The sequence below is a fragment of the Streptomyces sp. cg35 genome (assembly GCF_050410835.1).
Lineage (GTDB): Bacteria > Actinomycetota > Actinomycetes > Streptomycetales > Streptomycetaceae > Streptomyces.
Window position 1 is genome coordinate 8,977,688 of record NZ_CP191268.1, and the last position, 26,860, is coordinate 9,004,547.

The 26,860-nt window shown below is 67.3% G+C and carries 24 protein-coding genes and 4 pseudogenes; 15 read left to right on the top strand and 13 right to left on the bottom strand.

All coding sequences use genetic code 11. The features are described from left to right. Positions 1 to 27: 27 nt before the first annotated feature. The gene (locus ACQUQD_RS41185; protein WP_428957361.1) at positions 28 to 360 is read right to left on the bottom strand and encodes a hypothetical protein; all 333 of its coding nucleotides are present in this window, start codon (positions 358 to 360) and stop codon (positions 28 to 30) included. A 619-nt stretch (positions 361 to 979) separates the two neighbouring features. Next, positions 980 to 1,528 carry a helix-turn-helix domain-containing protein gene (locus ACQUQD_RS41190; RefSeq protein ID WP_428957362.1) on the bottom strand — a complete coding sequence of 183 codons (549 nt, stop codon included), beginning with the start codon at positions 1,526 to 1,528 and terminating at the stop codon, positions 980 to 982. 110 nt (positions 1,529 to 1,638) lie between these two features. On the opposite strand from ACQUQD_RS41190, the gene ACQUQD_RS41195 reads away from it, so the two are divergent. From ACQUQD_RS41195 to ACQUQD_RS41215, 5 genes are all read left to right on the top strand, one after another. After that, entirely contained in the window at positions 1,639 to 2,547 is a 909-nt protein-coding gene (locus tag ACQUQD_RS41195; RefSeq protein WP_428957363.1) for an alpha/beta fold hydrolase, read from the top strand. 282 nt (positions 2,548 to 2,829) lie between these two features. Further along, positions 2,830 to 3,486 (top strand): iron-containing redox enzyme family protein, encoded by a 657-nt coding sequence (locus ACQUQD_RS41200; protein WP_428957364.1) that lies wholly within the window; start codon positions 2,830 to 2,832, stop codon positions 3,484 to 3,486. Continuing rightward, complete coding sequence (locus ACQUQD_RS41205) at positions 3,483 to 3,734, top strand: Rieske (2Fe-2S) protein (RefSeq protein ID WP_428957365.1); 252 nt, start codon at positions 3,483 to 3,485, stop codon at positions 3,732 to 3,734. The genes ACQUQD_RS41200 and ACQUQD_RS41205 overlap by 4 nt, the downstream gene beginning before the upstream one ends. Positions 3,735 to 3,977: 243 nt before the next feature. After that, positions 3,978 to 4,316: a hypothetical protein gene (locus ACQUQD_RS41210; RefSeq protein ID WP_428957366.1), complete on the top strand. Its 339-nt coding sequence runs from the start codon at positions 3,978 to 3,980 to the stop codon at positions 4,314 to 4,316. Positions 4,317 to 4,576: 260 nt separating this feature from the next. Then, positions 4,577 to 5,140: a dihydrofolate reductase family protein gene (locus ACQUQD_RS41215; RefSeq protein ID WP_428957367.1), complete on the top strand. Its 564-nt coding sequence runs from the start codon at positions 4,577 to 4,579 to the stop codon at positions 5,138 to 5,140. Positions 5,141 to 5,486: 346 nt separating this feature from the next. Here the strand turns inward: ACQUQD_RS41215 and ACQUQD_RS41220 are convergent, their stop codons facing one another. The 4 genes and pseudogenes from ACQUQD_RS41220 to ACQUQD_RS41235 all read right to left on the bottom strand — a co-directional run bounded on the left by ACQUQD_RS41220 (position 5,487) and on the right by ACQUQD_RS41235 (position 8,584). Further along, positions 5,487 to 5,945 carry an SMI1/KNR4 family protein gene (locus tag ACQUQD_RS41220; protein WP_428957368.1) on the bottom strand — a complete coding sequence of 153 codons (459 nt, stop codon included), beginning with the start codon at positions 5,943 to 5,945 and terminating at the stop codon, positions 5,487 to 5,489. A 135-nt stretch (positions 5,946 to 6,080) separates the two neighbouring features. Further along, positions 6,081 to 6,401, bottom strand: a pseudogene (locus tag ACQUQD_RS41225) (transposase); the annotation flags it as partial. A 42-nt stretch (positions 6,402 to 6,443) separates the two neighbouring features. After that, a pseudogene (locus ACQUQD_RS41230) lies at positions 6,444 to 7,982 on the bottom strand (ISKra4 family transposase). A gap of 47 nt (positions 7,983 to 8,029) precedes the next feature. After that, positions 8,030 to 8,584 (bottom strand): hypothetical protein, encoded by a 555-nt coding sequence (locus tag ACQUQD_RS41235; RefSeq protein ID WP_428957369.1) that lies wholly within the window; start codon positions 8,582 to 8,584, stop codon positions 8,030 to 8,032. Between the two features lie 165 nt (positions 8,585 to 8,749). Here ACQUQD_RS41235 and ACQUQD_RS41240 point away from each other — a divergent pair, with 165 nt between their 5' ends. After that, positions 8,750 to 9,190, top strand: a complete 441-nt coding sequence (locus tag ACQUQD_RS41240; RefSeq protein ID WP_428957370.1) for a hypothetical protein — start codon at positions 8,750 to 8,752, stop codon at positions 9,188 to 9,190. A gap of 82 nt (positions 9,191 to 9,272) precedes the next feature. On the opposite strand, the gene ACQUQD_RS41245 is transcribed toward ACQUQD_RS41240, so the two are convergent. The 3 genes from ACQUQD_RS41245 to ACQUQD_RS41255 all read right to left on the bottom strand — a co-directional run bounded on the left by ACQUQD_RS41245 (position 9,273) and on the right by ACQUQD_RS41255 (position 12,139). After that, a complete protein-coding gene (locus ACQUQD_RS41245) occupies positions 9,273 to 9,629 on the bottom strand; it encodes a hypothetical protein (RefSeq protein ID WP_428957371.1) in 357 nt (118 codons plus the stop codon). Positions 9,630 to 10,037: 408 nt separating this feature from the next. Continuing rightward, a complete protein-coding gene (locus ACQUQD_RS41250) occupies positions 10,038 to 10,499 on the bottom strand; it encodes a DUF2871 domain-containing protein (RefSeq protein WP_428957372.1) in 462 nt (153 codons plus the stop codon). Between the two features lie 1,268 nt (positions 10,500 to 11,767). Beyond that, positions 11,768 to 12,139, bottom strand: a complete 372-nt coding sequence (locus ACQUQD_RS41255; RefSeq protein ID WP_428957373.1) for a MerR family transcriptional regulator — start codon at positions 12,137 to 12,139, stop codon at positions 11,768 to 11,770. Positions 12,140 to 12,203: 64 nt separating this feature from the next. Here ACQUQD_RS41255 and ACQUQD_RS41260 point away from each other — a divergent pair, with 64 nt between their 5' ends. From ACQUQD_RS41260 to ACQUQD_RS41275, 4 genes are all read left to right on the top strand, one after another. Further along, entirely contained in the window at positions 12,204 to 12,527 is a 324-nt protein-coding gene (locus ACQUQD_RS41260) for a putative quinol monooxygenase (protein ID WP_428957374.1), read from the top strand. A 599-nt stretch (positions 12,528 to 13,126) separates the two neighbouring features. Continuing rightward, on the top strand, positions 13,127 to 13,612 hold the full coding sequence (locus ACQUQD_RS41265; RefSeq protein WP_428957375.1) for a hypothetical protein: 486 nt from the start codon (positions 13,127 to 13,129) through the stop codon (positions 13,610 to 13,612). Next, positions 13,591 to 14,718, top strand: coding sequence for a hypothetical protein (locus tag ACQUQD_RS41270; protein WP_428957376.1), 1,128 nt, complete (start codon positions 13,591 to 13,593; stop codon positions 14,716 to 14,718). Before ACQUQD_RS41265 ends, ACQUQD_RS41270 begins: the two co-directional genes overlap by 22 nt. Continuing rightward, a complete protein-coding gene (locus ACQUQD_RS41275; RefSeq protein WP_428957377.1) occupies positions 14,667 to 15,206 on the top strand; it encodes a class I SAM-dependent methyltransferase in 540 nt (179 codons plus the stop codon). The genes ACQUQD_RS41270 and ACQUQD_RS41275 overlap by 52 nt, the downstream gene beginning before the upstream one ends. 12 nt (positions 15,207 to 15,218) lie before the next feature. Here ACQUQD_RS41275 and ACQUQD_RS41280 read toward each other — a convergent pair whose 3' ends face one another. The 3 genes and pseudogenes from ACQUQD_RS41280 to ACQUQD_RS41290 form a co-directional block, all read right to left on the bottom strand. Next, positions 15,219 to 16,076, bottom strand: coding sequence for an IS5 family transposase (locus ACQUQD_RS41280; protein WP_428957378.1), 858 nt, complete (start codon positions 16,074 to 16,076; stop codon positions 15,219 to 15,221). Between the two features lie 16 nt (positions 16,077 to 16,092). Continuing rightward, positions 16,093 to 16,503, bottom strand: coding sequence for a RacP protein (locus ACQUQD_RS41285; RefSeq protein ID WP_428957379.1), 411 nt, complete (start codon positions 16,501 to 16,503; stop codon positions 16,093 to 16,095). Between the two features lie 2 nt (positions 16,504 to 16,505). Continuing rightward, positions 16,506 to 17,407: pseudogene (locus ACQUQD_RS41290) on the bottom strand (DUF6192 family protein). A gap of 256 nt (positions 17,408 to 17,663) precedes the next feature. Between ACQUQD_RS41290 and ACQUQD_RS41295 the strand changes: the two are divergent. Together ACQUQD_RS41295 and ACQUQD_RS41300 are read left to right on the top strand one after the other, a co-directional pair. Beyond that, positions 17,664 to 18,052 (top strand): annotated as a pseudogene (locus tag ACQUQD_RS41295) (GNAT family N-acetyltransferase). An 857-nt stretch (positions 18,053 to 18,909) separates the two neighbouring features. Further along, entirely contained in the window at positions 18,910 to 20,322 is a 1,413-nt protein-coding gene (locus ACQUQD_RS41300; protein WP_428957380.1) for a S8 family peptidase, read from the top strand. 732 nt (positions 20,323 to 21,054) lie between these two features. Here ACQUQD_RS41300 and ACQUQD_RS41305 read toward each other — a convergent pair. Further along, positions 21,055 to 21,741: an HAD-IA family hydrolase gene (locus ACQUQD_RS41305; RefSeq protein WP_428957783.1), complete on the bottom strand. Its 687-nt coding sequence runs from the start codon at positions 21,739 to 21,741 to the stop codon at positions 21,055 to 21,057. Between the two features lie 153 nt (positions 21,742 to 21,894). Here ACQUQD_RS41305 and ACQUQD_RS41310 point away from each other — a divergent pair, with 153 nt between their 5' ends. From ACQUQD_RS41310 to ACQUQD_RS41320, 3 genes are all read left to right on the top strand, one after another. Further along, complete coding sequence (locus ACQUQD_RS41310) at positions 21,895 to 22,803, top strand: metalloregulator ArsR/SmtB family transcription factor (protein ID WP_428957381.1); 909 nt, start codon at positions 21,895 to 21,897, stop codon at positions 22,801 to 22,803. Further along, positions 22,800 to 23,402, top strand: coding sequence for a dihydrofolate reductase family protein (locus ACQUQD_RS41315; protein ID WP_428957382.1), 603 nt, complete (start codon positions 22,800 to 22,802; stop codon positions 23,400 to 23,402). Before ACQUQD_RS41310 ends, ACQUQD_RS41315 begins: the two co-directional genes overlap by 4 nt. Before the next feature lie 1,484 nt (positions 23,403 to 24,886). Next, positions 24,887 to 26,569, top strand: a complete 1,683-nt coding sequence (locus ACQUQD_RS41320) for a tetratricopeptide repeat protein (protein WP_428957383.1) — start codon at positions 24,887 to 24,889, stop codon at positions 26,567 to 26,569. Positions 26,570 to 26,860: the final 291 nt, after the last annotated feature.

Below are 26,860 nucleotides of genomic sequence, written 5' to 3' on the forward strand. Positions count from 1 at the left end.
GCGGTGCGCGGTCGCCTCCCTCTCTGCCTAGCGCAGGGCAACGTAGATCAGGATGGCGAACGCGGCAACGGCCTTGCAGGTCCGGGAGTCGTTGGACAGTTCCCGGCGGCTAAGGATCTTCGCGTGGTCGGTCGGCGGCACGGCGGCGGCCCACTGCTTGACGCGGCTGTCGATCGGGACGTTCCCGCACCGGGTGATCAGGAGTGATGTGACGGTGAGGAGCCCGGCCGTGGTTGCGAGGAGTCGGGTCCGCTCGCGTGTCAGAACGGCCAGCGTGAGGGCGCCGAGAGCGGAGGCCGCCTTCGCCCCTGCATGGTGATCCCGCTCATCCTCATCAGCTCGGTGTGGAAGGCGAGTCACACGTCGAGCTGCACGGAGTTGAAGGTGGGGACGAGATTGGCGGCGCCGTAACCGAAGGTCGCGGCGAGCAGAGCCTGGAGAGCAGCGACAGGCCGAGGAGGAGTCGCGTGCGCATCTGGTCACTCTTCCTTGGCGGCGTGGGTGAAACGGATGCTCGCTTCTCCTGGGAGTCTGCCTCCTTGCCGAAGCTCGCTGAGGGGGTGTCTCGGTTCCTCCGCCATGGCGGCATCCCCTCCTCAACCCACCACTCGCTCCAGCTCCCACCCCATCCGCCGTCGACCATATGTCTGCGGAAGGGATGAGACAGTGCGAGCAACGATCACTAGTCACCAGCCATGGGGCCTCACGGACAAGCTCGATGAGTACGACCCGGTGGGTGCCTCACTGGACTTGATTCGCCGCGGAAGCGAGCCGGGAATGAAGCGACTCGTGCAGGAACTGCCGCCCGTGCGTGTGGGGGGCGACCGTCGCCCTAGTCATCGGCGAGGTACGCGACTGGGATCACAAGTCGTGGGATGCCAGGCGGTGGCCGTCTCAGCTCGGGCGAAGAAGGCCGCCTTGCCGGTTACCGCTGTGCCGCTCCGGGCAACGAGGAGTTCGGTTCCCGTGCGGCCGCGGTTCAAGGATTTCGGGTAGCGGGCGGCTCCTCCGCAGGGAACAGGATCGGGCTGATGAGGTGGCGGACGCGGTCCGGGGCGGGGGCGTTGCCGATGTGGCGGATCAGAACGGACCGCAACTCCTGGATCAGTTCCGCCCGTTCGGCCGGACTCAGCCAGATCGCGTGCTGTCGGTAGCCGACCTGGTCGCCCGCCGGGTCGGCGCCGTCCCGGTCCAGATACGCGCCGAACTCGGCGAGCAGCGTCGCCGTCGCCACGGCGAAGATCCGCCGGTGCTCGTCGGGGGTGACCTGCGCGGCGGCCTCGGCGTCGACGGCTGCCCGTTCCCGGCGCAGCCGGTAGGTGCGCTCCACGGCGCCGCGCACCCGTTGTTCGTCCGAGACGTCGAGGAGGCCGGCGTCGGCGAGCGCGCCCACGTGCCGGTACACAGTCGCCTTCGACACGTCGGGCAGCAGCGCGCACATTTGTGACGTGGTGAGCGTTCGGTCGCCGGACAGTGCGTGCACCAGGCGCAGCCGGACCGGGTGGAGGAGGAGATCGACCGTGTCCATGGGTGTACGTTCTCACAGCTGATAACGTTCTCAAAGTTGAGAATGTGTCGCTCGCAGGGGAGAACGCATCGTGGCGCGTGACGTGCGCGCCCGAGCCGAGGGGGAACGCCATGACCGTGCACCGGCCGCCGCTGGGGCGCCACCACACCGTCACCGGACGGCAGTTGATGCTGCACCGGGCCGGGGCCGGCGGCCCGGCCGTCGTCCTCCTCGCCGGGGCAGGAATGATGGGCCTCGACTACCTCAACCTTCACGAGCGCATCGCCGAGCGCACCACCGCTGTCCTCTACGACCGCGCGGGCACGGGCTGGAGCGACGGCGCCGATGCGCTGCCGCGCACGGCCGCCGACGTCGTCGCCGAACTGCGCGCATTGCTGAGGACGGCCGGTGTGCCCGGGCCCTACCTGCTCGTCGGGCACTCGCTCGGCGGGGCCTACGCCCGCCACTACGCCCGGACCCACCCCGCCGACGTGGCCGGCCTGCTGCTGCTCGACCCGTTTCACGAGGACCTCGGCCGACGGGTGCCGCAGGAGGCGCGCGACCACCTCGACCGGATGACGAGGCACCTGGAGCGGCAGCAGAGCACCGAGCCGACCGCCGGCCAACTGGCGGCCGCCCGAGAGCAGTTGCTTACCCACTTCGCCGCCTGGCCGGACGCCGTGCGCGGACCGCTCGCAGACCGCCACCTGGCCACCTTCCGGGCCGCGGGCCGCGAGAACGACAACCTCTACGACAAGGTCGCCGACGAACTGCGCGCCGCGTCGCCCACCCCGGACGTCCCGACGATCGTGCTCTCCGCCATGGGGCACGACGCCACCCAGGCCCACCTGTGGCCCGCGGAGCTGCTCGGCGAGATCGCCGCGGCCAAGCGCGCCCTGCACGCCGAACTCGCCGCCGAGTCGCCGCGCGGCGAACACCGCGTCCTGGACGACGCCGGGCACGGCTGGCTGCACGAGGAACGGCCCGACGCGGTCCTCGCCGCCGTCGACGACCTGCTCCGCGCGGCCGCGCGTCTGTGAGCCCTGCCTCCGCCTCGCCCGGACGGGCCGCCGCCCGCGCCGTCAACGCGGCGTCAATCTCCTCGAGCACAGCGCCAGAATGCCGCCGAGGACACGACGGGAAGCGCACTCAACTCTCCTGTGCACGGCCTTCTTTGGAAGCGTGGGTGAGACTCGGCGAGGCCGCCTGAAGGTTTACCTGGGGGCGCTCCGGGCGTCGGCGAACGTACCGGATGCTCGACGAGACGCGGCCCAGGGACGGACGGGGCGCCAACGTCTCTGTCGGGGATCGCCGAGTGGCACGTGCGCGAGCGCCTCGCCGAGGAGGAAGCGAGCCCGCCGGAGTATGAGCGCGCCCTCGCCCAGGATCTGACGCTCAACCAGTTCCGCGAAGTGGTGGCCCAGTTCGCGGTCGACGGGCTCACCGAGTCGGAATCCTTCCTGCCGATCGTCTGGCGTCTGCCCAAACGGGCCAAGATGGCGATCTTCCGCGTCCTCGTCGACGAGTTCGGCTGCGGAAACCTGGACCAGGCGCACTTCAACATCTACCGGGAACTCGCTGCCGAACTCAACCTGTCGCAGGACGAGCGGGACTACCTGCACACCACCAACCCGGAAACGTTCGACTACGTCAACATGTTCTTCTGGGCGGCGACCCGCGCCCCGCGGCCCGAGTACTTCCTCGGCTGCCTGTGCTACCTCGAGTCCAGCATCCTCTACGCGTTCCAGTGTTTCGCCGACGGCGCGAAGCGGCTCGGCCTCGAAGGGGCCCGCTACTACACGGAACACCTGCACATCGACACGTTCCACATGAAGGAACTCCAGAACTCGATCAGGGAGTTCGACGCGGAGGCCGACCTTCAGCCGGCCAAGGTCTGGACCGGATTCATGCTGGCCAGCGAAATCCTTGGAGCGGCGACGGAATCCGCCGTCGCGTCGGCTCAGCGGACGGCGCCGTGAAGCGCCCGCCGGAGGTGACGATCGAGCAGATCGGCGAGGACCGACTGAGAATCACCGTCGGTGACCGCCAGTTCGAAACGGAAGCCCACTGCCCCCACCGCGGCGGCCACCTGGCCCACGGCTACGTCAACACCCGTGCCCTGCGCATCACGTGCCCGCTGCACCACTCCAGCTACAGCCTCGAAACGGGGGAGCCGCACGGAGGACCCAGCGGACGGGCTCTGTGCGTGCGAAGGACCGAGGGCTGACGGCCGGCACACAGGCCCGTAACGGCGTGTACGCGCGGTCGTGCAGCCTTGCCACCTCCTCCGGGACGGTCGTTCCGGAGGAGGCCGCTGCCGACGATGGCGTGAGAACGAGGTTCTGGCTCAGGTTCCGTGCAGCAGTGACTGAGCGTTGCGAGCCGGAAGGTGGCTGCCTGGCTGGTCAGGGCTGGATCTGATCCGGCCCACGAAGTTGGGGTGCTGATCCACGAACCGAGGAGAGCTGACGTGCATGACAGGGCGCGGATGGAGGAAGCCCGCGATGTCCTGCCTGCCGAGCTGGAGGTGGGGCGATCGACGAAGGCTGAGTTGACCACGTGGGCTGCACGGCTGGCCTTCATGCGACTCGCGCGGCAGCGCTTGGCCACCGCGCCGACACCCGACTCAGACGGCTTGCTCTTCCAGTACGGCACGCACGCCTTCAGCGGGCGTCCGATGTTCACTGTGGACCTCAAGCGACAGTTCGACATCAGTGACGACGGCGGTGAGCACGACCACTACGTACGGATTCACTGCGAACTCCGCTACGAGTGCGAACCCGCCGTGGACGCCCTGGCAAGCTTGTAGGGTCTCGCCGCCGATGACAAGCTTGTAGGGTCTCGCCGCCGATGACATGTCGATCTTCTGTGACCTGCTGGTTCTCTGTCGTCGCACCGCGATGTCACCCAAGATCGTCTCAGGTCGATGCCATCTCCTAGGCGGAACGATGAGTCTGCGGCTGAGCAACCGAGCACGAGGACTACATGTGAGCTCGGATCGCGCACCGATGAGTTTCCCGCGCCGCGCCGGTCTGTACGCGTGAGACCGACTCACGGAAGGCTGGCGCCATGCGGAAACTCATCTACGGCATGAACCTGACCCTGGACGGCTACATTGCCGCGCCCGGCGACGACATCGGCTGGGGCGTGCCGAGCGACGAGCTGTTCCAGTTCTGGTCCGACCAGTTGCAGGCGACCGACCTGTCGCTGTACGGGCGCAAGCTGTGGCAGACGATGAGCTCCTACTGGCCGACCGGCGACCAGCAGCCCAACGCCACCCCGGCGGAGATCGAGTTCGCGCGCCGCTGGCGGGACATGTCGAAGGCGGTGTTCTCCTCGACGATCGACAAGGTCGACTGGAACACCCGCCTGGTCACCGGCGACGCGGTCGCCGAGATCACCCGCCTCAAGGCCGAGGACGGCGGCCCGATGGACATCGGCGGCGCGACGCTCGCCGGGGCGGCGATGCGGGCCGGGCTGATTGACGAGTACGTGCTGGCCACCGCGCCTGTCCTGGTGGGCAGCGGCACGCCGTTCTTCACCGCGGTTGACAACTGGGTGAACCTCAACCTGGTGGAGACGCGGACGCTTCCCTGCGGCGTGATCCTGACCAGGTACGAGACGAGGCGCTGAGCGCCCGTTCTGGGTGACCCGGACTACCGCCCGAGCCGCCCAAGCGGGTGAAGCCCCTGCACTGCCTGCCATCCACGCCTGCCATCCACCTGCCAACTGCCGTGTCTGCCAGAGCGTTCAGACCCGTCAAAGCTTCAACTCATGGTCCTTCCACGCCGCGGAGGCGCGTCGCCTCGACGAACCGGTCAATAGCCCTGAGGTCTCGGAGAGTTTCCGGCTCAAGAGCTCCCCGCTCTGCCATCCCTTCGGCCAAGTGCAGAATGAATTCGACGTCGTCTGCGACGGCGGCAGACCTCACTCCGTGAAGGCTAATAGTCGCTAACAGAATGGGCGCTGGCGTCTGCGGTTACAGGTATCCCGTTTCGCCGTCGGCGACGAACTGTGTCAGGGATAGCTCCAGGAGCTCCAGAAACTGCTGTAGGCCATCGGCCACCTTGTCGAACTCCGGTTCATCCAACGACGCCGTCCGTGTCCGGTAGACCGCTCCATCAGGGCTCACGACGTAGGCCAGGCCACCACCGTTCGAGCCGATGACCAGACCGCGGGCCTTTTGGCCTGTGCCGACGTCGACAACTCCGCGCTCCTGGAGCCGCAGCAGGAGGTCATCTGGTGGATCGAAGAAGTAGCCGTTTCCGACGTCCGCCCAGGTGAGGTCGCCGATGATGTCGTAGAAGGTGATCAGGTCAGCCGGTGTAGGAGTGGCTTGGGCAAGAGTGCGAGCCGCGGCTTGATCGTCGTGGTCGGCCGGCCGAACCTCGTTGGTCCCAGGCGGGAAACCGTGCCGATGCTCGAACTCGCCTTTCATGGCCGTGAGAGTGCGGCAGACTCGGTCTGTCCATGAGGTCAGCCAAGCGGGCGAAAGCGATCGGTCAGTCATGAGGCCGGATCATGGCATGAGTCACGGACACCCTGGTGTGACCAGCGGCCTTGCATCCAAGTCTCAACTCAATGCGTTGAGTTGTCGGTGGGTACTGAGACAGCAGGCGAGCTGGAGGAACGCTTCATGGATGTCGGCCCGGCGTTCTCAGCGGATCCGCAGACGTCGGAAGCCGCGCAGCCACGCGAAACTTTTCTCCACGACCCAGCGCTAGGTGCCCAGGCCCGTGCCGTGCGGGGTGCCGCGGTGGGCGATGGCCGCCACGATGCCGCGGGCGCGGAACCGGTCGCGGTAGACGTCGTGGTCATAGCCGCGGTCGGCGAAGGGCCTGCCCAAGGCCTCGAACCTTTGGGTGGGCCGCACGCGCCAGTAGTCAGTAGGGGGTCATCTCATTCGGGTGCGGATCCTCTGAAGTGACGGTCGGGATCAAGCTGTGAGCCTGTAGTTCTGCTGGTCAGGGCTGGGATAGAGGCGCTGATGTTCGCGAGCCGCATGGACGATCCAGTAGTTCTCGAAGTCTCCATTCGTGATCAGCGCGCGGAGTTGGAGGACGGCTTCAGCCCCGTCGAGGCCCCAGCGGGCCCCTGTGATGTCGAGGCGGTCAGCGATCAGATGGCGGCATGCGCCTTCGACGGCGCCGGTGGCGATGGGCCAGCCGGCCGCCAGTGCGGTGTCGTAGCGGAGTTGGTCGAGATGGCCGGTGAGGTAGCGGTGGCAGGTGGTCACTGCCTCGCTGCGGGCGGTGGGAAGTTGTTCGGCTGCGGCCTGGGCGGTCATCTCGGTGGCGGCTCGGTCGGCGTGCCCGGCGAGGATCGCGGTGAGTTTGTCCGCGGCCCAGGTCTCGGCCTGGCGGCTGCCGGGCGGGTGGAATGCGTGCGCGGCTGTCCAGCAGTACTCGGCGACGTGGACGAAGTCGAGCAGGACGGTCGGGCGGATGCCGCGGCGGGCTGCTTCGGTGTGGATCAGGTCGAGTTGGTGTCGGGCGCCGTCGACGAGCACGATCCAGTCCCGTAGATGCTGCGGGGCACGGGCATCTGCCTGGGAGAAGGCGTCGCCGATGACCTGTTCCGGTGGGCAGGTCACTGAGGCAGTGCACCATTTCCGCTGTGCTTTCGGGCCGGGTCGGGGATGGCGGGAGTCGCTGCGGCCGCCGGGTGGATGGATGATGTCGTGCGGCCGGCGCGGGGCAGGCGCGGTGTCGAAGACGCAGGCCACCGTTGCCATGCGCTTGCGGTTGGGCTTCTCGCCCGGGGCCAAGCGTCCGCGGCGCCCGGCCGCCGCGGTCTTGGCCGCGGCCTGACGAGTGGCCTCCCGCAGTGCTTCAGGCCGCATCACCACACCCTTGCCGTCGATCTGGATGACCAGCGGCATCTCACGGGTGCACGGAGCTGGGATCTTCACCGCGTAATAGGCGGCGATGTCGACGGCGGACTGGACCACCAGTTCCTTGAGCCGGCGCTTGCCCAGTACCTTCCCGCACCCTTGTTCGATCGCGGCGGCGGCCTGATCGAACGAACCGCGGACGGCTTCCAGGACCGCGAGGCGGGCCAACCCCCGCGAGTGCCGACCTGCGGGCAGTGAGAGTTCCGCATCCGCCGGATGCACGTTGGCCACGTCGCGGCCGCGATAGGCGATCCGGGTCACCCGCACGGGACCGAACACACAGGTCAGCAGCCGTCGGTGGCGCCTCTCTCGCCAGGTCCGCGGCTGTCCTTCCGGACCGAGTACCACCGGCTGCGGTCCATCCGCTCGCAGCCTGGCCTCCTCCTTCGAGGCTCGCAGATCGAGGTGGTCTTGCATCAACTACCTGAGCAGCGCGCGTCCCTGCACTTCGAGGTGGGTCTCCAGCGCATCGTGGGGCACGTCCGCCGACGGGCCGTCGGCCAGCGTCGAGATGAGGCGTTCGAAGGCATCGTGGGAGGCGGAGTACGGATCAGGCTCGGGTAAGGCGTCGTACGGTTCCATCGAGGGCTCTTCTTCGGGAGTGATTCGTTCGGTTGGCACCTTCGAATCTACGGAGAAGAGCCCTTGGTCACCGCGAGTTGGCGCGTTCCCGGCCCGGTCCTTGGCGGGCGAGGGCGAACTGTCCCGGCGAGTCCTCGTCGAGCCAGCCCCGTTCGACCAGCCGCTTCAGTTTTCCCCGGGGTCCCCTCGATCTTCCCGGTCGTCGTCGGCAGCCCGATCCGTGGGACGATCTGCTTGGCCTGCACCGGTCCCGGTGCATCCGCGATGATCTCGACGATGTCCCGGTAGACATCTGGCAGCACCGCCACGACCAGACCCTCCCGCCACGGCGGCACCATCATGACGCCGACGCCATGCGGCACTGATGTCTCACTCTCCTGACGCCCATTGGTCTCCACAGAGTCCGGCTCGGCCGCGGCCTTTGCGGCTGACAGGTCCGCTAGGACCTGCGCGACGGTCTCCCGAGTGATCTCCAGCCGAGACAGGTACTCTCTGGCCTCCGCCAACCGGACGGCCAACTTGGCTGCCTCCGACTGAAGTTCTTCGACCTTCTGCCGGGCCGCAGCTTCCCTGGCCTTCAGTTCTTCCGGCAAAGACACCATGGCGCCCCACCTCCACTCCACCACGGTAGAAGCCAGCCACCGCCCTCGGCAGGGCGAATGACCGACTTCCGGGGCCCGCCCGATCGATCCCTCTCGCGAGGTAACCGGGACAATGGACGAGCTGGAACCGGTGACTCCTCAAAATCGGAGCAGGGCGCTGCACTCATGACCAACACACCGACGACGACGCAGATGATCTCCTTCGCCGCCTGGCGGGACAGTGCCCCGCATGTCGGGCACGCGACCGACCGGCACTATGTCACCCTGGCCGAGCTTTTGGTCCGCCTGGGGAGTTACGGTCTCGGCCTCACATGGCGAACCCAGGTCTTCGATGATCGCCCGCACCCCGGCTTCGCCGAGCTGGCCAGGGCTTCAGCCCATGGAATCCCCACCCTTGAGCTGCTCGCCATGGACGCGCCTTACCTGCAGGCGGTCGACGGAGATTTCGAAGGGTATGCGGGGACTGACCTCGTATTGACCCTGCGAGAGTTCGATAGTTCAAGCTGGGACGTCCGCACAGCAGACGAGTGGGTACTCAGCGAGATCCGACGGCACTACCCAGACGCCAGGCCAATGACTGCTGATGAATGGGACGCCACGAACTGAGCTCACGCAAGGAAGCCTTCACTTCAGAGGATCCGCACCCATCTCATTCAGGCTGCCGCTCTTGCCAGCGCAGTTCACTCCCTCACATGCCGCGGTCCGGGCCATACCAAGGCTCGGGGCGTGCGTCGGCGGACATCGGCAGATGCTGCATCTGCACAGAATCTGGATAGAAGGCTGCGCTGTTGGGACCGGTCATGTCTTCACCGATGAGATAGCGGTAGAGCCATTCGGCGAAGCTCATGCGGTGCTCTGCCCAGGTTTCGTCGAAGCTCACCAGGAGCCTGGGGGCACTGATGGCGTCGACGAGGAAAACTGTCTCACCTCGGTCGGTGCTCGCGATCGGCCACAGCCCGTTGCGGGTGCCGAAGGTCAGCTCGTCGAGTCCGAAGAGCTGGCGCGGGTCCTCGTTCGCGTCGAGATCCAGCTCGTCCCATGGCACCTCGGACCATGCTTGGACACTTCTCCGGATCTGCTGGCCTAGGTTCCATCGCTCGGTCGCCGGATGGTGGAGGCTCAGGTGGCCATTGAGCCGGATCGGGGCATAGGCGTCGACCAGGACCTGTTAGTCGGGCGGCAGTTGTATGCCGAGATCCGAATGGAGACGGTCCCAGGCAGCCGGGCCCGCAAAGCGGTTCTGGGCCGGGCCGAGCATCGCCATGACGTCGGGCAGGTAGTCGGTCATACAGTCCTCGATGGTGAGTGCCCAGCTTGCCCCTCCGCGGCAAACCGGCATCGTATTGGGCCGTACTTTACGGATGACGTCGCGGTGATGATCTTCGCCAGCCTGCGGCATGGGAGTTGGCAGGCTGTTCGGCCCAGAGTGCGCCTGCGGCCTGGCGCACGGCCCTCACGCGGCTGCGGTTTCCTCGTCTTCGCTTGTTGCCCCGGACTGCTGAACGTGCTCGTTGACACGCTGGCCGAGCAGCACGAACAGGAGGACGAGGCCGACGGCCAGGAGGATGTGGCCGAGTCCGGCGGTCAGTGGCACTGCCTCTGCGATGTGGTCCTCGTCGCGGCCCAACACGGTCAGGATTCCGTGCACGCCCATCATCGCGGTCGAGATCGCCAGACCGGCGTTGTAGAACCAGAAGAAGGCGGTGAACAGTCTGGTCCCGGAGAGCTGAAACACCTTGTCCAGGCCGAGGACGATCAGGAAGACGAGCATGCCCAGGGCCAGCAAGTGGGTGTGCATGAGGGCAAGTTGCGTGTCGCCGTGGAAGTCTTCGGCTTTCGTGAACTCCCGGTAGAAGAGTCCCGAGACGACTCCGACGATCATGTAGACGTGTGCCGCGTAGTACGACTTGCGCATGGTGCATCCCCCTGAGTCACCCGTTGCGTGATCGCGTCCATTCAAGCGCTGTCCGACGGGGCGTGGTGCCGTTTCGCCGAGACTGACGTTCGAAGTCCGCAGTTGGTACCGGGGGAGGGTGCCGGTGTACTGCGGTGCCCTCCGCTAGTCGCTGACGCGGATGCCGGCGCTGTGAACTACCGTTCGGAAGAAGGGTGGTGATGGTCTATGAAGCCATGACGGGGGCGGGGTTCTTGCGTGCGTAGTGCGCGGTGGTCTGTCATGGGTGGGGTGTGTACCGCAGTGACGGGCTTGATGCCGCCGCCCCACGGACCGCTGCGACTACGCCTCTGCCGTCCAGGATCCGCGCCATGCGCGCGGGGGCAATTTCAATGGCGCCTGATGCGTGACGAGTTGGCGGAAGGGGAAACCGGAGCGTATGTCGTGTGGGGTGAGCCACCCTCTACAACTGCACGCTTGGAACCCCCTCCGACATCGAAGCCCGCGGCGCCTACTCTGTGACCGCCGACGTCATTCCCGGCATTAGCAGTGTCTCGACTCCAGCATGCCGTGGCGCAGGTGCCAACGCGGACTTGTCCGCTCCCTTGCCGACGATGGGCTCGCCGCTGAGGTCCTGGCCGTGGTGTTGTCATCGGCCGCCACTGCCAGCGCGCAGAAGTTGTTCGCCGACTTGTCTAGCTCGTAGGTCGACTGCGCCGACCCCTCGTAGGTGGAAGTGAGGGGGTACTCGTCGCACGACAACCCCTAAGTAGCGATGGGTGAGCGGACAGTGCTGCAACACGGTGTGCGCGCATCGCTTACCTGATCGACGAGAGCGTTCTAGGGTGAGCGCATGGACAACTGTGGAGTCTCGGAAACGAACGACCCCAACCTGTCTGTGGTGTGGGAACAGTACGGGAACGCGGTCCAGTGCGTCATCGTTCATAAGGACGGAAGCGGGCCGGCCCCCGCGCCGTTCATTCTGAACGGGCAGGCCGCACACAACTACCTGCAGCGAGGCTCGTAGCCGTAACCGTCCTGGCCCTGCGAGACCCATCGCCCAGATGCTCGAGCCTTCGTGCTGCTTGTGCCCGACCATCCGCCCGGACTTCGGCCCTCCCCAAGGGCCTTTCGCGGGCAATGTGCACAGAACAGCTGCAGTTCACCCTGGGAGAAGGTGCTGGGGTGACAGCAGCCCACACGGGGATCGAATCCCCCGCGCTGTCCTTGAATCGGCAGTGGAGGGCGCGGCTTGGACCGACCGGCGACAGAGGGGTCCTGAGTTTGGTTCAGGTGGGTGGCGGCGAAGTAGCGGATGCTCGTGCGGAAGCGTCGAGGAGGTCACTGAGCGACGTGCGAGCGCGTTGCATCTGGGCCATGCGGGCGTCCAGATCCTCTAGTTGCGCCTGTAGGTGTCCCTGGACGCAGACATCGAGCTCGGGGCCGTCGCCGAGAAAGCAGGGCATGAGGTCCCGGATGATCCTGGTGGGGAGACCGGCGTCCAGCAGGGTGCGGATCCGTGTGACCGTAGTCGGGGCATCGGCGGTGTAGTGGCGATGGCCGCCGTCCGTCCGGAGCGACGTGAGCAGGCCCTGATCTTCGTAGTAGCGCAGCAGACGCACACTCACACCCGTCTCACGGGCCAAATCACCGATCTTCATGTGACTCACCTCACGCGCCCCCACCTTGAAGCTCACACTGATGTCAGATCCTAGCGTCAAGGGCATGACGACAACACAAGCGCCCATCTCCCTGTACGGATTCCTGCGCCCCAAGCCGGAACGTGCGCACGAAGTGCGCCAGCTTCTCGCCTCCCTCGTGGAACCCACCCGGCAGGAGGAGGGCAATCTGGAGTACCACCTGCACGCACAGGACGACGGCCGGCTCTTCCTGTACGAAGTCTGGCTTTCTCAAGAAGACCTTGATCGGCACAACGCGACCCCACCACTGCGCGCCTTCTTGGACAATCTGCTGGATTTCCTCGAAGAGGCCCCTGACGGCTACTTCAACACCATGGTCAGCGCGTACCCGACGCCCAGCAGCAAGTAGCTCAGCGACCTCGAACCACCGTCGTTCTCCGCTTCTGAGTGCGGGCCGCAGCGGTGTGACGTCCCCTTGAGCGACCCATTTTGGAGAACGACTGTGAGCGGTGCGAGCCGGAGGACACCGACGCAGAGTCGGCGCTGCTCGGGAGGTGGACGTCACAGACATGTGCAAGTGACGGCTGCGTGTGCCCTGCAGGCGGCAAGCCGGCCGGCCGGGCGCACTCCTCGACAGGCACCCAACCCACCACGGTGGAGCGGCCACCATAGATTCGCTGACGATGACTTGGGGACGTCCGGCTCTGCGCGCGATGAGGGAAGCGCTTCAGCCGGTGAACACTGTTCGCAGGTGGATAGGCTTCCGGTAGTTCGGTGCCTACACTTTGGGGGACGATGCTGGCCGCCGACGACTTGACGTCAGTTGAGGAGCGGTTGGTCCGTGCGGCAGCTCGCGGGCAGGCTGTCGGCCTGCGAGGCGACGGTGTTGAGGATGATCCTGGACGCGGTGCGTCCTGGGGACCGGAGCGGACGATACGGGCCGAGCTGGTGGCGCAACTGCTCACCGACTCCCCGGTTCGCACCCCACTTCGCCTGGCTGGTGCCCGTGTGACCGGCCCGCTGGACTTGGAAGGCGCCGCGCTGGGTCGCTGGCTGCTACTGACCGGCTGCTGGCTGGAGGAACCGGTCAGCCTCGCCCACACCACCGCCCCTCTGATCCGCATGACCGGCTGCCATCTGCCCGGCCTGGACGCCGAGAATCTGCGGATCGACGCCGACCTAGCGTTGGACGAGGGTTTCACCTGCCAAGGCCAGGTCAAGCTGGCCCGGGCTCGGATCGGCGGCATGCTGTCCCTGGCCGGAGCTCTGCTCGACAATCCCGGCGCGACCGCGCTGGACGCCGCGCGACTCACGGCGGACCACCACGTGTGCCTGGGCCACGGCTTCACCGCCCGCGGCGAGGTCCGCCTGGCCGGCGCCCGGATCAGTGGAGACCTGGTTCTCACCGCCGTGCGGATCTCCAACCCGGCGGCACGGCCCTGGCCGCCGACCAGATGGACACAGCGCAGAGCGTGCTCGCCGAGGGGCTGGTGATCGAAGGCGGCGCACACGCACCCGCCGCGCGCATCGGCGGCTCCCTCACTCTCACCGGAGCCAGCCTCACCCATACGGAGAACTGGGCGCTGAGCGTCCCTGGCCTTCAGGTGGCACAAGATGTGCGCCTCAACGACGGCTTCACCGCACGTGGCGGCATCGACGTGCGATCGGCGCACCTCGGCGCGCTCATCCTGGACGGGGCTGAACTCGACAGCCCGGGCGGCTTCGCGTTCGAAGGTGGCTGGCTCACGGTGGACCGCCAGGTCTCTGGCCGTCAGGGCTTCACTGCACGTGGCGAGTTCAGTCTGTACGGCGCTCAGGTTGGTGCCCGGGTGGACCTGCGCGACGCCGCCTTCACCAACTCCGGTGGCCTCGCTCTGGACTTCGAGAGGCTCAACACCTCGGCCTTGTACCTGTTGCCGCATCGCACACCGGACGGAATCGTCGACCTCAGCCACGCGAAGATCGGCACGTTCCACGACGACCCCGCGACGTGGCCCGCGCGCCTCGACCTGCGCGGACTCGCCTACCAGACTCTGGGCAACGACCATCTCCCCGTGCATGCCCGACTGGACTGGCTACAGCGACAGCAGCACGGCTACGCCCCGCAACCCTATGATCAACTCGCTACTGCCTACCGCCAAGCCGGCCAGGAGGACGCCGCCCGACTTGTGGCCATCCACAAGCAGAAGCATCGTCGCCACACACTCAACCCGGCTGGGCGGCTGCTCAACTGGCTGCTGTACCTGACCGTCGGCTACGGCTACCGGACATGGCTGGCAGCCCTCTGGCTCCTCGCCCTGCTCGCCCTCGGGACTGCTGTCTTCGCCCACGCCCACCCGGCACACCTTGCCGCCACAGCCACCCCGGCCCCGGCATTCCACCCCATCGCCTACACCCTCGATGTCCTCGTCCCCATCGTCGACCTAGGACAGCAGAAGGCGTGGGCGCCCACCGGCGTGGCCGCTACGAGGATGAGCCGCCGGTCGGATTCGTCGACGACATCGTGCAGGCGGCACACAGCATTCCACCTGGGGCAGAGGGTCTGTATGTGGGATGCGGCAACGGCCGCAACTATCTGCCTCTGCGCGCCGCGGGATTGAACCTCGTGGGCCTGGACATCTCCGAGGTAGCACTGGCCTCGCTGGCCAGACGCTCACCTGCTGATGCACCGCTCCTCTTCCACGGAGGCGTCACAGACCTTCCCGATGCCCAGATGTTCGACCTGGTCATCGGCATCCAGGTCTTCCAGCACGGCGACCGTGCCACGGCACATGCGCACCTGCGTGCCGCACTTGACCGAGTCAGGGTGGGCGGCCTGTTCTGCGTCCGCGTCAATGCCGTTGGCACGGACATTCACCCCGAACATGAGGTCTTTGAGGAAGCCTCTGACGGAGGGCTCACCGTCAGGTATCTGCAAGGATCCAAGGCCGGCCTGGATATCCACTTTTTCAGCCTGCCCGAGCTCACGGCGCTGCTGCCGGATGACTTCACCCCCGTTCTCGCGCCTCGCATCCATCAGACTCACCGTGCGTCGAAGGACCTGGGGCAGTGGTCCCAGTGGGAAGCGATCTATCGCCGGAACGTCTGAGCTGTTCGGCGATCAGGCCGCTTGCAGAGCAGATTGAGGTCGAGGTTTTGAGGCGTTGGGCAGTGTGACGGGCCGGGTAAGCCGCCTGGTCATGAGTGTGATGGCGGCAAGGGTGAGCATCGCTTCGGCATGTTCGGGCAAGGTCTCGTAGTCCCGGACGTTGCGGCGCGCGTGCATCAACCATGCCAGTGACCTCTCCGCCACCCAGCGCCTCGGCAAGATCACGAACCCCTTCGCGTCCTTGGGACGGCTCACGGTCTTGATGGTGAGGTGGAGGAAGGACTTGGCCCAGGTGACGAGGGTGCCCGCGTAGGCCAAGTCGGCCCAGACGATGGTGATTTCGGGATGCAAGATCCGGAGCCGGAAGAGGGCCTCTCGGGCGGCAACGCTGTCGTGCATATCGGCAGGGGTGACCATGACGAACAGCGGGAGCCCTTTGAGGTCCACGATTATGTGTCTCTTCCGCCCCGGCGTCTTCTTTCCCGCGTCGTAGCCCGACGTGGCGCGCGGCACGGTGGCGGCGACCTTGACGGACTGCGAGTCGATGACTGCCGCCACCGGATGCGGGGAGGTGCCCATCGCGCGGCGGATCCGGAGCCGCAGCTGGTCACGGATCAGGTTGAAGACCCCGACGGCTGACCAGCGGGTGAAGAACCCGAACACCGTCTTGAACGGCGGGTAGTCCCCGGGCAGCGCTGCCCACTTGCAGCCGGTATCCACGAGATAGCGCAGGGCGTCGACGATCTCGCGCCGCGGGTGGGCCTCCGGCCTGCCGCCGCGCGGGGTCCGGCAGGCCGGCACCGGCAACAACGGCTCGATGAGTAGCCATTCAAGGTGCGTAGTGTCCGAGGGATACCGGCGCCGACGCATGACGTCCGCCTCCCCGTCAGACGATCAGGTCGAGGGTGGACTCGACGGAGTTCAGCTGGGCGACGATGTGCCGGATCCGCTTGTCCTCCGGCGCCACCGCAGCGTGCGGGGCGATGGTCCCGGTGATCAGACGGCGGACCTCGGTCAGCAGCACGTGCACCCGGGCCGTCTCGTAAGACTCCAACTCGTCGGGGTCGACGGTGAACTGGTAGCCGTCAGCGCGCGTGTAGATCACCGGCGGCCATCCCTTCTGCATGATGATGTCGCGCATCATCGCCAGTCCCGATCGCACCTGGCTGTGGGTCAGTTCGGTGGCCCGCATCAGCTGCGGCATGTGCACCCCGGCCGGGCGGGCCTGCTTGAGCGCCTTCCAGACCGCTTCCGCGTGCTCGCGTGATGCGTCGCCCCGGTGCCGTGACCGGGGCATTCCTACTCGCCCCGCAAGAGCTTCGCGAGTTCCTCGTCCACGTCGACCTCACCGGTGTCCACGGCGGTCAGGATCCACTCGCAGGTGGCGCGGACCCGGTCGACGTTACGGTGCACAGTGTCGCGCTCGTCTTCCGAGAAGGGCCGCTCGCGCAGAGACGGCACGATCCGGCCGGTGGCCGCAATGAACCGCTGGCAGGCCCCGACCAGGTGCAGGAACTCCAGCGCATGGTTGATGCGGCGCACGGTCGGCTCAAATGGCGGCTGTTCGCAGGTGAGTTGCTGTTCGTATGCCTCGCGGATCTGGCGGGACTGCTCGACCTGAGCGTGATTGACCTGGTGGCGGGCCGTGTCGTCGGTCAGGGCCTTGAACGCCACCGACGGCCGACGCAACAGGTCCGTGGCCACCTTCGCGGCAACTGCTCGTCGGCCACCAGGTCGTGCACGGCCTCGATCTTCTCCTGCACCGTCTCCGGGCCCGGCCCGTGGTAGCCGACCCGCTGCCGGGTCGTCTGCGGCGTCCACCGCCGCTTTCCGGTCCGCTCGTCCACCGGCGGATTCTTGATCGCCTGCCACCGTTCCTCGTCGTCTGGGATCGCCGCGAGAATCTGGTGCGTGCTGAAGGCGACCCCTGGGCACCGGTGCCGCTCGGGCCACCGGCTGGCCACCCACCGGTACTCCTTGATCGTGTTGTAGGGGACGTTGATGTCCTCCGACAGCCGGTGCAGCCACGCGGAGACGCCGAACAGGTCGTCGCGGAAGGACCGGCCGCCGTGCTCCTGCATCGGGACCAACTCGAGAGCGCCGTCACCGATGATGAACTGGCACTTCGCCATGTTCTCGACGGCCTCTTGCAGGCGCTCCACGATCTGTTCGTACCGACCGACGCTGACGTTGCCGACCATCTCCGAACTCGTCACCGCACCCACCCCCTTGCCAGGCCGGAGCACGGCCCCGTGGCCGTGAAACAAGGGACTCCGGCCCACCCGGTACCGGCAGAATCCGCCTGAGTGGCGGCTCCGGAAAGGCCCACCGCTCACGTACGTGGGGCGCTCGGAAGCTCTCCGCAAAGCCCTGTTCCTGACCGCTGCGAACTGCGGGCCGTGCGCGTACTCAAGTCCTCCAACGTGGCGCCTGTAAGAGATCCGTCGAGGTTCAGAGATGGGTTCTGAGTGGCGGGGCGACGTCGACAACGCGGCTCTCAACCGGCTGCATGCTGAGGGGTTCGATCATCCGGTCGGGCGGACGGACTGGTGTGCACGGCATCAGCGGCACAGCCTGGGCTGGGCCTGCGCCCGGGAGGACGATCGGTCGGTTGGTTTCGTCAACGTCGCCTGGGACGGCGGTGTCCATGCGTTCCTCCTGGACACGGCCGTAGCTCAGCGCAGTCGTGCGAACGGGGTGGGAGCCGCACTCGTTCGGGCGGCTGCTGAGGGATACCGTGCCTCGGGGTGTGAGTGATACATGTCGACTTCGAAGAGCACTTGCGACCGTTCTACGTCGATGCCTGCGGCTTCAGGGAGACGGCGGCGGGACCGATCGCCGTGTGACCTTGGGCCTCCCGGGCCCCCTTCAGACGTGTCCAGCGGACGGGAAGGAAAGAACGTTCAGTCGGCGAGGTGCTCTCAGCCACGTTGCTGGCGGCCGAGTGGGCCTGGTCGGCGACGGTCCGGCAGTGGGCGTGTACTTCCGTCTTGATGAGCGGTGCGGAGATGTGGGCGTTGGCCACATTCGAGGCTCACCGTGGCCACGGTCATGCGCCACTGATCGGGCTCGGCGGTGTTGTCGCAGGTCACGGCCGTGAAGCGGAAAGACTTGCCCGCGCGCACCGTGCCGGGGACGGTGGCGTCCGCGGGCGCGCCATTCTCCCCGGCGACCATCGACCCCGGGTCCTGAGCTCGAACGCCACTGGCGCTGTCGGCTTGGACCTCCAAGTCGTCCAACGCGCCCCCGCCGTCGGCGGATTCACTCGCTGGCCCGGCGTTGGGTGATCGAACGCACCCTGGGCTGGCTCACGCGCCACCGATGACCGTCTGCGACGTCGCAAGACACCCCCACCGCTCCGCCGCCATGATCGAGCTCGCGGTCCTCGACCTCATGACCCACCGCCTCACCCGCGAAAACACCCCACCTGGCATGACACCTGACGGCGAACCAAACAGACACCGCAGAACCAAACGCCCCCTTGGCACCTCAGGGGCGTTGCGCATGGTGCGCGCGTTCCGTGAGGGGCCTGGTGCGCGCCTTGTGCATGATGCGCGACTGCGAGGATGATCTCGGGGAGAACGACAACACCACACGGGGGCCGAAGCAGCACGCGGACGATCCGTCCGTCGTCGCACAGCCGGCCAGCGGTCGCGGACCCCGCGAACGACAGCCAGGATCCAACGCAGAAGGATGTCAGAACGTGCGCTTCGCGCAGCAGATGATCCGCATGATCGGCGGTACGGCCGTGGTGGGAGCCCTGGTGCTCAGCGCCGCGCCCACCGCCTCCGCGGACGACACCAGAGACAAGCAGTGGCAGAACAAGGCCTACAACATCGACGCCGTCCACAAGGAGGCGACGGGCAAGGATGTCACGGTCGCGATCCTCGACAACGGGGTCGACGGCGACCAGGCCGACCTCACCGGCAATGTTCTTCCCGGGAAGCGCTGCAGTGACGACCAGCCCGCCAACAAGGAGACGAAAGACTCCCTTGGCACCAACCTCGCCGCGCTGATCGCCGGTCACGGTCACGGCGCGGGCAACGGCGACGGCATCCTGGGGATCGCGCCGGACGCGAAGATCCTCCCCGTGGACATCTACGTGCGCGACGGCATCATCGCCGGCCACCACCACACCGAGGCATGCGATGCGGACGAGGCGATCCGCTACGCCGTCGACCAGGGCGCTGACGTCATCGACATCTCCCAGTCGCCGGAGGACAACAAGAAGGTGAGGCAGGCCGTCGCCTACGCCCTCGCCCACGACGTCGTCCTCGTCCAGAACGCGGCCGACGACAACGAGGAGGAACCGAAGGGGCTCGCCAACGTCCCCGGAGTCGCCCTGGTCGGCGGCTCCACGCCGGACGGCAGTGTCTGGCGGGACAAGGACCACGGCTCGAACACCTCCGAGTCCCTGATGTTCACCGCCCCGGCCAAGACCATCAAAGTAGCCAACCCTGATGGCAGTTACGAGACCATCAAGGGCAATGTGTCCGCCGGTGCCATCGCCGCCGGCGCCTTCGCGCTCCTCAAAGAGAAGTTCCCGGACCACACCCCCGGCCAGTTGATCAACCGCGTCATCAAGTCCACGTACATCGCCAAAGGCGTCGACAAGAGCAGGCTCCCGGACGCGGAACACGGCTACGGCGACCTCAGCCCGCACAAGGCCCTCACACAGGACATCGCCAAGGGCCGCGAATCCGGCCCCTGGGACCCGTCCGAGCTGCCCAAGCTGAGCACCGCGGACAAGGCGACTGACAGCGGCTCCGACACCGTGCTCTACGCGGGCATCGCCGGCGGTGCTGTCGTCGTCCTCGCCATCGTGCTGATCGTCGTCCTGAGCTCCCGCAAGAAGAATCGCGGCGGTCCTGGCGGCCCCGGCGGTCCCGGAGCCCCCGGGAGCGGCGGTCAGCCCTCGTTCCCGGCCCAACAGCCCTACCCTGGCCAGCCACAGCCGTACCCTGTTCAGCAGCCATACCCCAGTCAGCAGCCGTACCCCGGCCAGCAGGCGTATCCCGGACAGCAGCAGCCGTACCCGGGGCCGTATCAACAGACGCCTCCGATGCCGGGCGCGTACCCGCAGACGCCCCCGCAACCTCCCTACGGCCAGCAGTAGTTACCGCTGCGGAACACCGATGCCCCCGTGTTCCCGTCGTCTGCCGCAGCCGGCCCGCCATCAGGCCGAGCCGCGCCTAACCACACCCGCCCGCAGCTGCCGTATTGGCGGGCTACGGCTGCGGCGTGTGCGGCGGCCGGGGGAGTGGGCGGGAGGGGGTGCCCCTGGTGGCGGATCACCGGGCAGGGAGAGGAACCGTCGGGTGCCGACTCCGCCGTGTCTGGGCTCAGTTACCGCGCCAACGCCGCGCAGACCACGCTCCGCTCCCGCCGCCCGATGTCGATACCGTGCGCAGAGCGATCGACCAAGACTTCGTGCGGCGTTCACCGTGGCTGCGCCGGTCGACGACGCAGTTCGTGATGTTCCGTGGGACGGGGTTTATGTCTGGCTCGTAGGAAGGGAGCTGGTCGATGGTGAGCCAGTTGTGCTCCACCGCGTGCTTGGCGCATCCCAGCGGCCCGGAGAGTGTTGAGGCCGTATCAGATGAGGCCGATGGGCGCGTTGAGCTGGATGTGGGCGCGCACGATGAGGTCGCGGTAGTCGGGCAGCGATGCTGTCGTGAGCCTTGCCGGTGGCGCCGGGGCCGGTAGGTAAGTCGGGAAGGCGCGCCCGGCCGGTCACAGCACAGGGCGGTGATCGAGGAACGGCTTCGGTACCGCCGCGCCGGTGTGCCCGCGCCGGCCCCAGGCGCGGGTCCTTGGCGGGACCAGCCGTGCCGGTAGCGCAGCAAGATCATTTCGGTGTGGCTGGTCCTTGCGGCCGGGGAGGTAGGGGACCCGCCGATGCGAAGGCGAGAATGTCGCCGACCGCGTCGCGCAAAGTGCCGAAGTGGCGCTGTGCGCCGTCCACCGCCGTCAGGGTGTTGACGTTCCACACCGTCATCCCGGCACGTAGCCCGGACTGCACCCCGGAGGGGGCGTCCTCAATGACCAGACAGTCCTCCGGCTGGGCACCAAGTCGCTCAGCAGCCTGCAGATATGGCACCGGTGACGGCTTGCCTTCCTTCACGGCGGCCGCGTCCACCAGGACTTCCGGGACCGGCAACTCCGTCCGCGCGAAACGGCCACGCACTCGGTGCTCATAGTTCGATGTCACCAGCGCCCAGGTTCCGGGCTGCAGAGCCTGGAGTAGTTCCGAGGCGCCGTCGAAAGCTGCATAGACTCCGGTGCGGACATCCTCGTCCTCCAATTCGTGCAATGCGGCAAGGCACTCTTGGGGGTCCTGGTCCGGAGCGATCTGGGCGAATGTCTCCATCGGCCGGGTTCGGAGCGCCACTCGATAGACCTCATCCGGCTCCAGTCCGTATCGCTCTGCCCACGTTCGCCAGACCAGACGCTGATTGTTCAGGGCATCGATCAACGTGCCATCGGCATCAAACAGGACATACCGCATGGCAGCGTTCGGGCGAGCTTCAGTCATCACGTGCCGATCGTGCCATCCGGCCCTGAACAGGCAGTTCGCGGGACAGTCCTGCCGCGCTTCTGGTGGCGCGCCACGTCTTATTCGGCTGTGACAGTGCGAGCTCAGAATATTCCTTGACAAGAATATTCGTTGTGGAGAATGCTAGTGAGTATGGACGCACTCCTCACCGCACTCGCCGACCCGGCCCGCTGGCGGCTCGTGAGCCTCCTGGCCGAGCGGCCCCGCTCGGTCGGCGTCCTCGCCCAGCTCGCCGAGGCCCGCCAGCCACAGACGACCAAGCACCTCCAGACCCTCGAGCGTGCCGGCGTGGTCACCTCCCAGCGCACCGGCCAGCGCCGCATCTATGCTCTGCGGCCCGAGCCGCTGCGGGAGTTGGCGGCCGCGCTCGGCCACCTCGCCGACACCGCGCAGCGGGGCGATGGCCCGCGCGCGGCGTTCGACCGGTACGGGCTGAGCCTGCGCGCGGAGCGGCTCGCGGCGGGGGAGCCGGGGTGGGCGGACGGCCGCTCGTTCAGGTTTCTACGTCCCCTGGCGGAGCGCCCCGAGCTGGTGTGGCGCCACCTGACCGAGGCCGCTCTGCTCGCCCGGTGGTGGACGCCCGACGACCTGCGCGTTGCCGAGCTCGTCTTCGAGGCACAGCCGGGTGGGCGGATCGTCCAGGAATACCGCGACGCCGAGGACACCGAGGACCTGGGCCCGGTCGCCGGGCGCGCGGAGGGCGTCGTCGAGGACGTCCGTCCCGGTGAGCGGCTCACCTATCGGCTCTCGCCCCGGCTTCCTGATGGCGGCGTGGCCTTCACCGCCCACGTCGGCCTCGACCTGCGGCCCAGCGGCACCGGCACGGACCTCGACGTCCAGTACCGGATCACTGACAGCACCGTGGACTCCGCCGACTTCATCGCGGGCATCGAGATCGGCTTCGGCCAGAGCCTCGACAAGCTTGCCGCGACGTTCAGCGCGGCACCGCACACCACCGACGGCGCCGAGCGCGCCGCGAACGCAGCGAACACAGAGAGCCCCGAAAGCACCGTGAGTACCGACACGAGGAGCACGAAGTGACTGAGCAGGCTGGCGGTCGCAGGGTCGTCACGAACATCGCACTCTCCCTCGACGGCCGTTACGCGAAGCCGGACAACCCGCTGGACATGGGCTGGGTGATGCCGTTCGCCGTCACCGACGTCGCCCGCGATCACCTGACCAGCCTGTGGGAGCCGGCGACGACGGCCCTGCTGGGCCGGGTCAACGCCGAGGGCTTCCTGGGTTTTTGGCCCACCGTCATCGGCATGGAAGGCGCCGACCCACGCGACGAGGGCTTCGCCAAGTGGCTCGTCGATGCCGACAAGGTGGTCCTCTCCTCCACTCTTCGCGCAGCGCCGTGGGAGCGGACGAGGCTCGCCCACGGACCGACCGCCGACGTGGTCAGGGACCTCAAGGCGGCCGAGGGCGGCGACATCCTCGTCCTGTCCAGCGCGAGCGTCATCAAGGCGCTGCTGGCCGCCGACCAGGTGGACCGCCTGGCGTTCACGGTCTTCCCCGTGTTCCTCGGCGGTGGCCCCAGGCTGTTCGACGACGGCCTGCCTGCGGGAGCGTGGACGCTCGTCAGCCAGAGCGCGGGGGAGCACGGCACCACCGCCCTCGTCTACGACCGGCTGCGCTGATGTGGCGCGCCGACGTCGCCCCGAGGCCAGGGCCCGCATCGGCGCTGTGCTCCGCGCCGCTCACGACCTGTGACCGTACCTCGCCCCAGGCCTTGCCCCTCCTTCCCTGATCGAGCATGTCGCCGTAGCCGGGGTGTCTGCCCCCTGGTCAGGGGTGTGCGTCCGATGGGGGGGGCGGCATCGGCGGTGAAGCGGCGGGCTATGAGATGCGAAGTGTGCTGATCAGAGGCGAACGTCACGGACCTCGAGGTCAGGCGGCAAGTCGCATTCCGCACGTTGAAGAGCCTGCTGGATGGGTCTGATAGGGATGAGGCCCCAGGGTGCCTTGCTCTTCGCATGCTGACGGCTAACCCGGTAGACGAAGAGCGCTGCGCCCGCACCCAAGACGGATAGCTGGATGGCTCCCACAATGCGCCACTGCACGGCGAGAAGGGAGTAGAGGGCTCTCGCATGCGCTCAGGATGCTCGGCCGGTGCGTCTTCCACACGAGCGCTTCCACGCCGCCTGCATTCCGACCGCCAGCACTGCCAGTTCCCTCGCTATGCCAGGAGCTCGCATTCGTCGCAGAACCTCAGCAACTCCACGCTCATCGCCCCCCCCACGGCGCACCCGTCAGGTGCACGGACGGTTCTTAGGGCTCTGGCCCACCTTTGTTGTCGGATACTGTGAGCCGTCGTCAAGTGTCGACCCGTCAGAGAACGCGAGCCCCTGATGATGCCGCCCTTCTGCGCCATATGCTGTGTTCCCTACCAGCGTTCAGGCTTTGCATACGAGGACTTCACTCTCGTGTACTTCCGGCCCACGCAGACCTATCCAGATGACTGGGCTGGTCACCCGGATCACTGTGAGTGGTTCTGCCCCTCACATCTACCTCTCACGAAGGGCCTGACGCATCTGCCGCCCGCGGAAGCCTTGGCGCACATCAAGGCAAACCTGCGCGAGACGACAGACCAGGGAAACTAGGGTCGGTCGAGGAGTGCGACCAGACGAAGACTCAGGACAACTGCACTTCACGGGCATCTTCCTATGGTTCGTGCGCTGGCAAGCGATCCGAAGTACGACGAGGCGGCAGTGCTCCGAAACGATCGCTGTGCGTGTCTCACGTAACACCGCAGGGATGCGCTTGCTCTCACGCAGCGCACCGTCGGCACCGCTCCGTTCGCAGATCACCTCGCTGCGCTCAATGGAGACACCACCAGTTACAGCACCAAACTGTGCGGATCCGCCTTCTGTCCCGTGGCCGCCGGGCCGGCAGGGCGGTGGAAACCCTGAGGAGGACGAAGTCACCCACCTCAGCTTCACGACCTGACGCGCATACTCCTGGAACTCGGCGACGACGGCCTGATGGCGCTCCAGCACCAACGGCCGTCAGCCAGGCGCCACATCGAAGTCGTACGAAGACTGCCGCACACAAACCCTGGCTCGGGTCCGACGGGTCACCCGGCACGAGAAGCCCATGGAACCTTCGTGACAAGATGCGTCAGGTGACGCACGGCATACAGACCCACGGGGAAGCACTCGTCGCCGCCGCGCAGGCGGGTGACTGGAAGTCGGCCCGGCAACACAGCGACTTCTTCGTGCTCAGCCACCTGGTGGACCAAGGCATTCCCTACTGGGAGCGGGCAGTGGCGGCGGGCGATCCGTTCGCGCACTACACCCTCGCCCGGTACCGGAAAATCCGCGGGGACCGCGCGGCCGCGGAAGCCCTCTACCGGGCCGCGGCGGACCGCGACTCCGGATGCGCCCACGGGCTCGGGGTGCTGCTCCGGGAGAACGGCGACCCGGAGGCCGCCGAGTGGTTCCGGCACGGTTGGGAGAACGGCCGCCACCTGGACTGCAAGGTCGAGCTCGGCAAGCTGCTGGCCGCCGACGGCCACCCCGGTGAAGCCGCACGGTTCCTCATGAGCGACGTCGAGATCGGCGACATCGCCGTGTTCCGCTGGGCACAGCTCTTCGAGACGGTCCGCGCGACGTTCGACCAAGTCGCCGCGGACCTCGACGTGGCGGAGGACGACAGCGACGGGGACGTCGCCGCGGCAGCCGTACGCGCTCTCGTTGACCTGCAAAACCAGTTCGTGGACTACCACGGCCTGACCATCGAGGCGGCGCACCTCTACGGCCGGGCTTCAACGCTCAGTGCAGCCGCCCGCGTGGACCACGCCCTGTTCCTGGTCGAGACATTCGGCGAGGCGTCCTGGGCCGAGTCGGTCGGCCTGTTGGTCAGCGCCCACGAGGAAGGAGTCGCCGAGGCCACCTACGTACTCGGGGCTGTCCACGCGGAGCGCGGCGACCTCGTCGAGGCCGAGCGCTGGTACGACATCGCCGCGGGCGCCGGCGACCGGGACGCGCAGTGGAACCTCGCCGTCCTCCTCAAACGCCAACAGCGTTACGACGAGGCAGAGGTGTGGTTGCACCGGCTCGGGACGAACGTGCAGAAGGCCGTCACGATGCTGGACACGATCGCGGCGCTGCGCGACGCGGGCCCGGTGGACCCCGGCGAGGACCTGCACCGGCTGCCCGCAATCCGGGCGCGGGCCGAGGCGGGTGACGCCGAGGCCTCGTACACATACGGGAAGATCCTGCGTGACGGGGCCAAGGCGTCGTACCGCTACATGATCCGCTGGATCGAGCCCGCCGCGCTGGCCGGTGATCCGGACGCTGCATACGACCTGGCGGACCTGTACAGCGCGCTGCGCAGGCCGACGCTGCGTGACCATTGGCACCGTAAGGCGGCCGAGGCGGGGCACCCTCGCGCGTGCCGGCGCATGGGGTGGCTCTCCGAGTTCCACCACGACTACCAGGAGGCCGAACGCTGGTACGTCCGCGCGGCCGCCGATGGCTCGTACCTGCACACCATGCTCGTGGGCAAGCTAAAGGCGCAACGCGGCGCCTACGCGGAGGCCGAGCCCTTCCTGCGCAGCGTCTGGGAGGACTGTGACGAGGACACCCTTCAGTGGGTGGAGGCTGCCGGCTACTACGGATTGGCCCTCTCGCGCCTAGGCCGCCCGGAGGAGGCACAAACGCCGCTGCGGGAGGCCGCCGCGCGCTGGGACGAGGAGGTGCTCACCCGCTACGACGTGGACGACCTGGAGGTCCGGTCGCGAATGGTTCGCCCGGCGAAGGAACTCGCCGAGGTGGAGGTCCTGTTGGCGGAGCGTCGCGCCTGATCGCCGTACGGCGGCGGGTGACTGGACTGTCTGCGGGGCGCTGGCCCTGTATCGGTCCTCTATGCAGGCTACCCGGGGCACTTCTGTGGCAGAAGCAGCCGGACAGCGATGGTCGTTGAGGACCCACCCGCGGGGCTGAGAGACGCGGTCGGCGGCCGGCCGATGTGACCTCAGGATGCTGTCGGTGAGTCCCGATACTGAGCCTTTTCCAACCTCTGCTGAGTGTGGCTCGGTTGGAGAGGATGGCCCCGCCAGCGCAAATCTGGCCAACGGCGGGAACAGTGTCGGAGG